14 protein-coding genes are annotated in these 11,516 nt (G+C 45.5%); 6 read left to right on the top strand and 8 right to left on the bottom strand.

The genetic code is table 11. The annotated features are described in order from the left end of the window. Positions 1-118: 118 nt before the first annotated feature. The 3 genes from LQV63_RS27590 to LQV63_RS27580 all read right to left on the bottom strand — a co-directional run bounded on the left by LQV63_RS27590 (position 119) and on the right by LQV63_RS27580 (position 1,820). The gene (locus tag LQV63_RS27590) at positions 119-742 is read right to left on the bottom strand and encodes an HXXEE domain-containing protein (protein ID WP_233699104.1); all 624 of its coding nucleotides are present in this window, start codon (positions 740-742) and stop codon (positions 119-121) included. 190 nt (positions 743-932) lie between these two features. After that, positions 933-1,481: a stage II sporulation protein M gene (locus LQV63_RS27585; RefSeq protein ID WP_233699103.1), complete on the bottom strand. Its 549-nt coding sequence runs from the start codon at positions 1,479-1,481 to the stop codon at positions 933-935. Positions 1,482-1,652: 171 nt separating this feature from the next. Next, on the bottom strand, positions 1,653-1,820 hold the full coding sequence (locus LQV63_RS27580) for a hypothetical protein (protein ID WP_233699102.1): 168 nt from the start codon (positions 1,818-1,820) through the stop codon (positions 1,653-1,655). 751 nt (positions 1,821-2,571) lie between these two features. On the opposite strand from LQV63_RS27580, the gene LQV63_RS27575 reads away from it, so the two are divergent. From LQV63_RS27575 to LQV63_RS27560, 4 genes are all read left to right on the top strand, one after another. Next, positions 2,572-3,042: a DUF523 domain-containing protein gene (locus LQV63_RS27575; RefSeq protein WP_233699101.1), complete on the top strand. Its 471-nt coding sequence runs from the start codon at positions 2,572-2,574 to the stop codon at positions 3,040-3,042. A gap of 248 nt (positions 3,043-3,290) precedes the next feature. Beyond that, on the top strand, positions 3,291-4,112 hold the full coding sequence (locus LQV63_RS27570; protein ID WP_233699100.1) for an amino acid ABC transporter substrate-binding protein: 822 nt from the start codon (positions 3,291-3,293) through the stop codon (positions 4,110-4,112). A gap of 14 nt (positions 4,113-4,126) precedes the next feature. Beyond that, the gene (locus LQV63_RS27565) at positions 4,127-4,792 is read left to right on the top strand and encodes an amino acid ABC transporter permease (RefSeq protein ID WP_233699099.1); all 666 of its coding nucleotides are present in this window, start codon (positions 4,127-4,129) and stop codon (positions 4,790-4,792) included. A 10-nt stretch (positions 4,793-4,802) separates the two neighbouring features. Beyond that, positions 4,803-5,549 (top strand): amino acid ABC transporter ATP-binding protein, encoded by a 747-nt coding sequence (locus LQV63_RS27560; RefSeq protein ID WP_019424445.1) that lies wholly within the window; start codon positions 4,803-4,805, stop codon positions 5,547-5,549. Positions 5,550-5,892: 343 nt separating this feature from the next. On the opposite strand, the gene LQV63_RS27555 is transcribed toward LQV63_RS27560, so the two are convergent. Then, entirely contained in the window at positions 5,893-6,048 is a 156-nt protein-coding gene (locus LQV63_RS27555; protein WP_019424446.1) for a DUF1540 domain-containing protein, read from the bottom strand. Positions 6,049-6,673: 625 nt separating this feature from the next. On the opposite strand from LQV63_RS27555, the gene LQV63_RS27550 reads away from it, so the two are divergent. Together LQV63_RS27550 and LQV63_RS31590 are read left to right on the top strand one after the other, a co-directional pair. After that, positions 6,674-6,913 carry a response regulator transcription factor gene (locus LQV63_RS27550; protein WP_325175927.1) on the top strand — a complete coding sequence of 80 codons (240 nt, stop codon included), beginning with the start codon at positions 6,674-6,676 and terminating at the stop codon, positions 6,911-6,913. 203 nt (positions 6,914-7,116) lie between these two features. Further along, positions 7,117-7,239 (top strand): hypothetical protein, encoded by a 123-nt coding sequence (locus LQV63_RS31590; protein WP_019424448.1) that lies wholly within the window; start codon positions 7,117-7,119, stop codon positions 7,237-7,239. 17 nt (positions 7,240-7,256) lie between these two features. On the opposite strand, the gene LQV63_RS27545 is transcribed toward LQV63_RS31590, so the two are convergent. From LQV63_RS27545 to LQV63_RS27530, 4 genes are all read right to left on the bottom strand, one after another. Then, complete coding sequence (locus tag LQV63_RS27545; protein WP_019424449.1) at positions 7,257-7,481, bottom strand: aspartyl-phosphate phosphatase Spo0E family protein; 225 nt, start codon at positions 7,479-7,481, stop codon at positions 7,257-7,259. A 252-nt stretch (positions 7,482-7,733) separates the two neighbouring features. Then, the gene (locus LQV63_RS27540; RefSeq protein WP_019424450.1) at positions 7,734-7,877 is read right to left on the bottom strand and encodes a hypothetical protein; all 144 of its coding nucleotides are present in this window, start codon (positions 7,875-7,877) and stop codon (positions 7,734-7,736) included. Positions 7,878-7,889: 12 nt separating this feature from the next. After that, on the bottom strand, positions 7,890-9,179 hold the full coding sequence (locus tag LQV63_RS27535; RefSeq protein WP_019424451.1) for a helix-turn-helix domain-containing protein: 1,290 nt from the start codon (positions 9,177-9,179) through the stop codon (positions 7,890-7,892). 229 nt (positions 9,180-9,408) lie between these two features. Further along, the gene (locus tag LQV63_RS27530; RefSeq protein WP_233699098.1) at positions 9,409-11,274 is read right to left on the bottom strand and encodes an SLC13 family permease; all 1,866 of its coding nucleotides are present in this window, start codon (positions 11,272-11,274) and stop codon (positions 9,409-9,411) included. Positions 11,275-11,516 lie beyond the last annotated feature (242 nt).

The raw sequence follows: 11,516 nt of genomic DNA, 5'->3' as shown, positions 1-11,516 counted from the left end.
CCCATACACAGGTTTTATTATTTCACCTGTCTACCGTAAGGGGAGCATATCAAAGGTCAGGATGATCTGATGGGCAGTCCCTTGTTTATGAATAATGGTTACTCACGAACGACAGCCTTTATGGAGCATATGGCCCTAAATGTTTTTTGGAAAAGCAGTGCTGTGACTCTTTGTTCTTCATCCACATGTTGCCTTTAATGATCAGGATATAGACAGCGACGGCAAAATAGATCGTTCCGAGAGTCCAGTCGGTGGCGGTTGCGATATCTTGCGCACCAATATGATAGATGTACCAGGCTCCGATAGGAATATGGAGAAAAAGAACCGCAAATAATCCGGGATTATAAATGGTTTTTGCCTTTATATTGGCGAATACCCCATGCCAGATGAACTGGAAGAAGCCCATTAGAATCGGGGCGAGACCCAGCCAGATCACATGTGGAAACAGAACGGGCAGCAGATAAAACAGGTAAGCGATGATTAGGTTGATGACCATGGCGGATTGCGTATTTAAAGGGTATCTTTCTGGATGCTCACTTTTGAATATCACCACATTGAACAGACCTCCAAAGTATCCCGGCCAGCGATACTCCTCAAATTGATGAAATAGAATGGCTATAAAACTGAGCCACAATATCCCCTGGATGTCCGGAATAAAGCTCCAGTTCATAACTAGATGAATGCATACGGCCACAGCTACAATAACACCCAAATCCATCCAATACTTTCTTAACATGTTCATTATTCTCACCTCATCAGCGAAATTTTTATGGGGAAATCGTATATGCCAGAATTGCTCTTGCTGAACGATTTGCCATACTGTATGTAGGTAATGTGAACAATCTAAGAGCCGGGGGATGCTTGATCCATACGGCTCTTCATCTGCGCCAGTCTGCGGTCCACCGTTCAACCAACGGTGACAGAGCCTGGTTCTATTTGAACCAGCTCATGGTGATAGGCGATACGTACGTCTCTATCAAGCTCGCAACGGTGAACAATGCGACCATCAAGCCAAGAAGCGCTGCAATGCTGCGTACTTCCTTTTTCCATGAAACAGACTGCTTCGTGCGCACGTAACGAATGAGCCAGCTAATAGGCTTCAAGCCGACGGAACAGGCCAGCATGATGGCCGGAAGCTCGAAGATGCCGTGGGGTGCCAACGCCGCGATAATCTCCGCCATAGAATAATGAGAGGCGGACAACATGACGAGGTAGCCCAGCATGAAGCCGTTGAACAGCGTTAACAGCATGGCCGGAACGGACAATAGTATCCCGCTTCCTGCGATGAGAAGCCCTGCTCCGATATTGTTCAACGCAATCTGGTACCATTCATAATCGAACCCGGTTACGTGAATCGCATTGTCTAAATGTATCTGGTTCCCAATCAGAAGACTGAGCGCAATGCCTCCGAATAACCACATGGCGGCTGCCAAGAAGAGCTTCTTCTCTTCTTTCCAGATCGCTTTCCAGAATGTCAGCAAATCAATCCCTCCCTCCGATGTCCAGTTCGAATCTAGTACATCATATGAAGGAAAGCGTGCCTGCGTGCTAGATTCGGACACAGAGAAGTCTGTCCGAACTGGCGTGAACCGATGCAGCAGGGAGAGGCACACCCGATAACGGATGCACCTCGTGCTCGTACAATTTCAGCGTTACAGCAGAACGGCAAGGTTGTTCAAGCCAGCGTTGACAAGGGACAGAATCAAATCTTTGAAAGGTTCAAGGGCTGGAGGTACGACGCCGTTAAGGATACCTTCCAGAACCACCTGAGCCTCTGCGAGGTTGATTCCCAAAACAGAAGCGATTTTAAATACTACCATGATTTCACCTCCCTTTGTCTTTCTGAGATTACTATATTTCGGACTTGTCCCTTTGGTGCATGAAAATCTGAAAATCAAACGAAGATCCATAGTTTCATAGATTCGAGTATCACAAAAAATCGCTGACGTCGACGATGCGCCACGCGCGACTCGCCGCACGCTCAGCGCTATCATTGCCGGTACGAAAAGCTGTGTTGGCGCGAGCTTGGGGGCTGGATGAAATACAGATCAGACTGGGCGATTATTGCGTTAGATAGCATGTTGGCTCCTTCTGACACTGTTGATTTAAACAATGTTTTAAACAATGATTAAAACGTTGTTTAATCGAGTAGTATCACGTTGCAAATGTAAAATCAATCCTTTTTATATCAGGCGGCGATCTCTACTGGAAAACGAGTTCAACATGGAAATGGATACAATACCTCCTTATCCATCCATTCGGCGCTTCCGATCACTCTCCCCTTCGATCAGTACAACGATTCCCGCATGTCTCAAGCGCTAGGCGGTGTGATCTAACGATGATGCAGCTGCGTCATCTGAGAAGCAAGGTTACTAGAGACATGTACACCAAAGTTAACCTCGCCTTTCGGAGGGATGCCTCTTCTGAACGAGAGGGAGAATGGGGAGAGGTACTTGGCAGTGTATCGTTATTGGCTGAAACTGTGGTCTTTCTATAGCTCAACTTATATAGCTTCCAATTTCATGTATAATGGAATTAGATTTTTTGCAGAAGTTAGGGGAGTAACTATTTATGATTATCGTCAGTTCATGCTTGGCTGGGATCGAATGCCGGTACAACGGCACGCACAGCTTGCGCAAGGAAATACAACAGCTGGTCGAGCGGAACAAAGCCGTCATCGTGTGCCCAGAGCTGCTTGGGGGATTCGCGACACCACGTGAGCCTGCCGAAATCGTCGGCGACACGGGAGAAGATGTTCTCAACGGAAAGAGCAAAATTATCGAGCGATCGGGCAGCGATGTAACGGAATTATACTTGAAGGGCGCCTATAAGACGCTTGAGATGGCAACCGATTTGAAGGCCGACATGATTGTGCTAAAGGAATATAGCCCTTCTTGTGGCAGCCGCATGGTACATGACGGGAGCTTCTCTAATCAGCGTATCCCTGGTGAAGGCGTTACGGCTGCGTTGCTGCGCAGGCATGGCTTTACGGTGTTGTCTGAGACAGAGTTCGAAGAAATGTTGCAAAACAAGGACCTTTAGCTGCTTTTTCGTAGTAACGGATAAATATCGGAAGATGACGATCTTAAAGACAAGTCCTCACTCAGGATATTTGTCTTTTTTTTGTTATATAAAGACGAGTTATCATATCGGAATAATTAAAAAAAAGTATTGTATAGTGCTGGAAACCGTGATATCATCTGAAACAATAATCGCTCACACCGGCCGTAAGCCACTCGAACAACGGATTGAAGGCAGTTATATAACAAGCTTCTAGGGGGATGTATCGTATGAAAAAGACAACTTTAACCTTACTGTTAGTAACGCTTGTATTTGCATTAGCGGCCTGTGGTGACAAGACCGGGAACGAGAAGACAGTAAATTCGGGCTCTGATCCGGCAGAAGCTAAAAATGTATTAGAAGAAATTAAAGCGAACGGCATAATCCGAATCGGTACAGAAGGCACCTACCCTCCGTTTACTTATCATGACGAAAGCGGCAAGCTGACGGGCTTCGATGTTGAAATTGCCGCAGAGATCGCGAAGCGGTTAGGCGTGACACCAGAGTTTGAAGAAGCGAAGTGGGACGGCATGTTTGCGGGTCTGGACGCGAAGCGCTTCGATATCGTTGTGAATCAAGTGGCGATTCGTGACGATCGCAAAGAGAAATACGCTTTCTCTGATCCATACAGCGTGTCTAAAGCGGTATTGATGGTTCATGAAGACAATCATGATGTGAAGAAATTTGCCGACATGAAAGGGAAAAAAGCCGGACAATCGTTGACATCCAACTTGACCGAACTGGCAAAAGAGAACGGCGCGGAAATCGTGCAGACGGATGGCTTTAACCAAGCGATTGAATTGCTTGTATCGAAGCGCATCGATGTGACGGTTAACGACGGCCTATCGTACCTGGACTTCAAAAAGCACCGCCCAGAGGCGAAGGTGAAAGTAGTCGATGAGCATCCGGACGCTTCCAAAAGCGGTATTTTGATTCGTAAAGGCAATCAAGAATTTGTCGATGCGATCAATAAGGCGTTGGCAGATTTGCAGGCCGATGGCACATACTTGATAATATCGCAAAAATATTTTAATGCCGATATTTCGAAATAAGCGGGTGATGACTCGTGGATAAATATATAAATCTATTTATAGACTCGCTATGGCCGCTATTTAAAGCCGGGCTGTTGTTCGCGGTCCCGCTTACGCTCATTTCATTCGCGCTTGGTCTTGCGCTTGCCTTGTTGACGGCCTTAGTCCGGCTGTCGAATATTAAGCCGCTTGTTTGGATGGCTAGATTTTATGTGTGGGTTATTCGGGGAACGCCGCTGCTCGTACAGTTGTTTATTATTTTCTATGGCTTGCCGAGTCTTGGCATTACGATTGGAGCGTTCCCGGCTGCAATTATCGGGTTTTCGTTGAGTGTCGGGGCATACAATTCGGAAGTTATCCGTGCCGCCATTCAATCGATACCGCAGGGGCAGTGGGAAGCTGCTGACTCGCTTGGCATGACGCGCGCCCAGATTCTGCGCCGTATCATCCTGCCGCAAGCGGCAAGAGTGTCCGTACCGCCGTTGTCGAATTCGTTCATCAGCTTGGTGAAGGATACATCGCTTGCCGCGACGATTACGGTGACTGAAATGTTTCAACGCGCGCAGCAGATTGCGGCGTCCACGTACGAGCATATGCTCATCTATTGCGAAGTAGCGCTAGTATATTTGTTTTTTAGTACGATTTTGTCGGCGGCGCAAGTTCGCGTAGAAAAATATTTTGAACGTTACGTTGTTCGATAGGAGAAGCCGAATGATCGAAATCAGAAATGTGCAGAAAAGTTTCGGAAGCTTATCGGTCCTGAAAGATATTAGCCTGCAAGTAAAAAAAGGTGAGGCGGTTGTCATTATCGGTCCTTCGGGCTCAGGGAAAACAACGCTTCTTCGCTGCTTGAACCTGCTTGAACAGCCGACAAACGGCTCGATTCGCATTGGTGATGCCAAGCTTCATTTCCATGAGGGACAATCGATAAAACGACAATTCTTGATGGAGTTGCGCTTGCATACAGGGATGGTGTTTCAATCGCATCATTTGTTCCCGCATATGACCGCGCAGCAGAACGTTATGGAAGGACTCGTGACGGTACAACGGCGAACGAAAGCGGAAGCGCGTACGACAGCGCTCAAGTTATTGCACAAGGTCGGTTTATCCGATAAGGCGGATTCGTATCCGTACCAGCTGTCCGGCGGTCAACAGCAGCGCGTCGGCATCGCACGGGCGCTGGCGATGGGACCGGACGTGCTGTTGTTCGATGAGCCGACCTCCGCGCTCGATCCGGAAATCGTTGGCGAAGTGCTCAAAGTTATGGCGGAGTTGAAACAAGAAGGGATGACGATGGTCGTCGTCACGCACGAAATGCAGTTTGCGCGCAGCATCTCCGACCGGGTTGTCTTCATGGATCAAGGCGTCGTGGTCGAAGAAGGCAAGCCGGAGCAAATATTCGATCACCCGGAGCAGGAGCGGACGAAGCAGTTTTTAAATCGATTGAATTGGTTGTAGAATAATGCCAATTAACTTGCCACTCATGCACACATTCCAGCAATCCCAGCTTCTCATCCAAGATGCTGGGATTTTCATTTGGGGGACATAATCGTTTCCATAACGGAATATCAAGGGATTTTACACGAGGGAACCGGAAACAAGCCCGGAAATGAGAACGTGAGTGTCTCGCTTATCTATGGAGTTATTTTTTCATTGAAGCACTAGCAAAGCTGTCGGGGTGGAAAAATAGTTGAACAGCTCATTGAGCAACTAAAATCAATGAATGGCTTGATAATAATAATCATTACTGCTATAATGTAAAAAAAGAAGGAACCGGCTAGAGTTCCTTTTGAAAAAAAACTTATTTCACTTCAAACGTTTGGCAGTCAGTTTCAACAGAGTTAGTTGCTTTGTTCTTGTTCTCATTGATAGAAATGAGAATCGAAGCTGCTGTGCATTTGTTCTGGTCAGCCCAGAAACGACAAGAATTGACTTCACACAGTACATCTTTGGCCATAATATAGAACATCTCCTTTTTTTGTGGCAACACAAAGATGATCCTAGTTGTTTAAGGTGGATCTTAAACAACAGTAAGAAAATCAACCTCTTTGATAAGAAAGAGGTTTTTTGCGTTGCAGGTAGTGTTTTCTAAGTTGATTATAGCAAGTGTACAAAATTTTAGCAATCTTAAATAAATTAATAGGATTTCGATCTCTACTCATGCTCCAACATGCCTCATTTGCCACTTTACAATCCCATTGAAACTACACTGTAGAAGTGCCGCGTTCCGTAGACACTTTTTGCAATCTGAAAAGGTCAAAGCACACTCGGTTACCGTCCATTTGTAAACCAATTCGTTAATGCTTTCGCGAAAAGCCCCATTATTTCCTTTAAAGTGCTTTACTTGTCGCTCTTAAAGTAAGTCCTATTGGAAAATGTACAGTCAAATGTGAGGAGCGGGTGGTCAAACGACATGTGGACTGTATTTTGTACAGTGGATTCGGTTGTTTAGGAGCGATCGTTGCTAAATGAGCGTCAAAGCACTGCATAAAATCCAATGGAACCTGCGCGATAGGAGGTACGACTACTGTTACATTGGACAAAATCCAATGTAGGATGCTGTAAGGGGAGAGGGCAAGCCGATCCGTGTCGGCATTGTTGATGATCAACAGCTGGTCAGGCATGGTTTCATTACATTATTAACGGACAAGGAGGACATGGAAGTGGTGGGGGAGGCTTCCGATGGGCGAGAAGCCGTTCTTTTGGCCGATCGGGCGTGTCCTCATGCTCTGTTGATGGATGTCCAAATGCCAGAATATAGCGGAATTGATGCAACTCGTGAAATTTTGGCGACTTGCCGGACTGCAAGATTGTCATTCTGACTACCTTTGATCTCGAGGAGTATGTGTATGACGACATTCGTGTGGGAGCGGTCGGGTATTTGCTCAAGGACGCTGCTGACCCGTAGAAATAAGAGCGCATCCCATGAATCGACGAGCCGCTTTTGTCCAAAGTGCGATTCGACAAATCTTGAATCGGAAAAAAGGATGTAGCATTCGCAGAGGTTTGTTAGGGGGCGCGCGGTTTGGAGCGACTGGAATGCTTGCCGGATTCCTTGGCAGAAATGATATCAAGCATAAATGCCTATCTTGCGACCAATATTGGCAAGATTGTAAATGATTCAGTTGGTCGGGGTCAGGTAAAATAATCACACAAATATTCATTTTAGATATTCACTCCTGCCAATACATGGCTCATTCGCTCGGTTTGCGCGACTCCTTTGTAAGAGAGTGAACGTTTTTTTCTTTGCAGATCCAATTGCTTTTGAAACTTCACAATGTAAATGTCCAATTCCTGACTTAACCGGACGATATCATCATCGGTAAGACACTTTTCATATAATGCTGCACTCAATAGCTGATTGCGCTTGTCCTCGATCTTTTGCAGCAATTCATCTTCTTGTCGTATCCGATTGTCTTCTTTGGGGTCATGCCTATGTAAAATAAAAACAATCACCTCCCAAAATGGGGTTGGATGAAATTGGTTATCTCATCTCTAAATCTAATATAAATCATGTTGACGACTTTTGGTGGAAAAAGGAATAAAACAACAAATTTAACAAAAAAAGAACGCTATTTTTCGTAGCGTTCCATGGGAATTTATATAATATTATCGAAAGATGATGAAAATAACTTGTCCACGTTAACGGACTTGCCACGAAGGTTCTCCGCCAAATGAAGCATTGAAGAACTTCCCAATGTTACCTTCTGCAGAAATGGTGACTGGAGCCACAAAAAGCAATACAGCAATGGCCAAAATGGATACACGAATACGAATTTTTTTCATGCCATCTACCTCCTAGTTAGGTTTGCTCAGCATAGAATACATGCTGTTCATTTTTTGGAGAACATCTTTATATAATTCGATATTTCCATTCTCTATGGCTTTGTTAGTAACGAAGCCCAAGCATTCAAATGCCTGTGAATACATACTAACTTTTATATACTCGCAGGCACTCTTAATGTAACTTTCAAAAGCAGTAATTGTTACTTTAGAATAAATTAAATAATCTCCTTTTAACCTGTGAAAATATGCTAATGCAAACCTTTTATACGGTGTTCGAATCTCAGTCTGCGTAATCCTCATCTCGTAGCTTAGAAGCTTTTCGATTGCAATAAGGTCTTTCTTTTCCAAATATAATTCCATTAGGGCGACTACGACATTCATAAAGTTGTATTCGGAAGAACGCTCTAGAAAGCTTTCGAGCTGGGTGACTGCCAATTCCGTATTTCCAATCTTACCGTTTATGGATCCCGTCATGAACCTGACGTTTTCGGCTACATTGGGGAATGAGAACTTACTGTATTCCTCCAAATAATGTTTGGCACGTGTATAGTCACATAAATAATAGTGTGAATTGCATAAGGCAAAAAAAGCTTCAGCTTTAAAGAAACTGTCTGTTGTATCATTACGAATCACTTGTTCGCATAATTCAATGCAATCTTTATACAGCCTTAAAACATAGGCATGTACGCCAAGCTTATAGTACAGCAGTATCTTTTCCTCGTATGATAAGAAATTCTCGTATTGAATGATGTTTTTTCCCGCGTGGTAGGTGGAATCGAGCTTGCTAAAGTCATCGCGCTCGATTAAATACTTATGTAAAATTCCTTTGGAGAAATACGTTTGAATGCCGTGATTTCGGGAGAAATCAATGATATGCTTAAGCAGCTCCAACTTCATTTCACGATTGGTGATGTTAATTGTCGTATGAAACAACTGCTCAATCAGGTCATAGCTGTCCTTCTGAGGAGATTCGAGGAACCGCAGGACAACCTTTGAGATAAGCGGTACGTGAGCTAATCGAATAGCTTCCATCAACATATCATGCAATACGTCAGGACGTTGCTCCACATCAATATAATGACTCACATATACTTCGTATGGTATACCAAGCACGTCAGCCAGTAATTGAACGGTTCTCAATTCCGGACGCTTGGTTTCACCACGTTCGATCCTGGATATCCCCGCCTTATCGACTCCTGATTGATGTGCCAATTGGCTCAGCGATAAATTCGCTTCTTCTCTATGCTGTCGGATAAGGTCGCCGATGGTTGTGTGCAGCAGCACATTCAGATTCGATTGCATACCATCACCTTCCGATACTATTAAAAGTGTATTCTTTTCCTTTATATTACCATTTGATGTCGATAATGTAAATACTATCTACAGACATAATTTTCTAATTTGGAGATTTTCTGTTGAACGCTGTCTGTTGAACGCTGTCTGTTGAACCCTGTCAGTTGGAACCGTCGCCCAAGTCGAAAACTTGATAGAATGGAAGTGGTCGCAACGGCTCCATGGGAAGATAGATCATTCAAAAAGGAAAGAACAACGGCAACAAAGCAACCATGGCAACGCCCAGCAACAGCTGCAAAGGCAGTCCGACTTTGACATAGTCCATGAAGGTATATTTGCCAGCAGACATGACGAGCGCATTAGGCGGCGTGGAAAAAGGCACGGCAAAGCACATTCCAGCTGCAATCGCTACGGCAAATAAATAAGGAACCGGACTGACACCGAGCTGTACAGCTGCGGTCAACGCGATTGGCGCAAATAACACGGCACAAGCGGTATTGCTAATAAATAGCGTCAGGATAGAAGTCGTGAAATAGACACCTGCGAGCAGGGCGAACGGGCCTATATTGCCGAGACTTGAGACGAGCTTCTCTGAGAGGAGTGCGGCCGCGCCCGTCTTCTCGATGGCGATGGACATCGGAATCATGCCGCCGATAAGGACGATGCTCTCCCAATTGATGGTCTTGTAGGCAGCTTCCATACCGCGAAGACAACCCGTCGCCACCATTAATATCGCCGCGATCATGACAGAAATGACAGCAGGGAATACTTCCAGGATCATCAGCACGACCATGAACAGCATTATCCCGGCGGCAATCGGCGCTTTATGGTTCAAAGGGATGGCGGCCGCGGTCTCCAGTGGCTGACCGACCACGACGATATCTGACTCTTCCTTGGAGAGCAGCGCGATGCTCTTCCATGTTCCTTGAATAAGCAACGCATCCCCGAACCGGATTTTCTCATCTTTCAGCTGGTGCAGTAAATACTCTCCCTTGCGCTGAATGCCTAAAATGTTGACGCTATACTTCTCACGGAATCCCGACTGCTTGACCTGTTGATTAATGAGACTTGAATTGGGAGGAAGCAGCACTTCCGCAATTCCAATCTGATCGGAAGCGAATCGTTCCGTATTCTGAATAATCGACTGCTCCACGACTTGGTGATCAAGCAGTGCTAATTGGTAGAACTCGGCGAAGGCTTGAACAGCTTCGAACACTCCATATACATACAGGATATCCTGCTTGTTAATGACGGTTAAAGGTCCGGCAATTTCCTGATTAATCGTTTTGAAAAACGGGTTCTTGTGGGATGTTTTACGACGAATTTCGATAATATGTACTTGATATTGATTTGGTATATCCAGTTCAAGCAGCGTCTTTGTTGTGATGAGAGAGTCGTCACTCACTTGGACGCGATATAGATTTTGCGAGAGCTGGTACTGACGGGCAAGCTCGTTCAAGGAGCGGCCGCGTCTGTTTCCTTTCCCCTCACCATGTTCTTTAGGCAGCAGCTTGCTGAGAAGCAGGATAAGGCCGGTACCGATAACCAAGCAGACCAATCCGATCGGGGTGAACGAGAAGAAGGATAGCTCCTCGAATCCCGCCTTGCTTAGCGTTTCGCTGATGACTAGATTGGGAGGAGTACCGATCAAGGTAAGCGTGCCGCCCAAGCTGCTGGCAAAAGCCAACGGCATAAGCAAACGCCCCGGACTGATATTAGCACTCGTGGCCAGACTGACCACAATGGGCAGCATGACGGCTACCGTACCCGTGTTGCTGACGAAGGCGCCGATAAAGGAAGTGGCCAGCATCACGGTTATTAATAAACGGAACTCGCTATCTCCCGCCAGCTTGAGCATTTTCCCGCTAGCCATCTTGGCAAGACCCGTCTGAAAAATGCCGCCCCCAACGATGAACAGGCCGATCATCATAATGACGATGGAATTGGAGAAGCCAGAAAGCGCCTCATTCGGACTTAAAATATCGAGCAAAACAAGCAGGACTAATGAGCAGATTGCTACTAGATCGGACCGGACCTTGCCGCTCATGAACAGAATAGCTGCTGCTGCTAAAACCACGAGAGTGATAATCATGTCTGCAGTCACTGTAAAGCCCCTTTCCTGACTATTTCTGTATGACTTATAAGGAATACATAGGGTTCATATATACATATGATACTTTGTATTCAAGCTGAATGGGATGCACTTTTATGACATGTTTTCGAGCATGCGATTTTCAGAACGTAAAGTGGAGAAGTATAATCTATAAGATAAACCCCTTGGAAAAAAAGCATCCTTCGCAATTATTGTGACGCAATCGTATAAAGGAGAGGGAGTATCCTGGCACT

It is taken from the genome of Paenibacillus profundus (genome assembly GCF_021369635.1).
GTDB classification, from domain to species: domain Bacteria; phylum Bacillota; class Bacilli; order Paenibacillales; family Paenibacillaceae; genus Paenibacillus_B; species Paenibacillus_B profundus.
The sequence above is the reverse complement of the archived record's forward strand: the minus strand, read 5'-3'. Positions and strand labels throughout refer to the sequence as shown.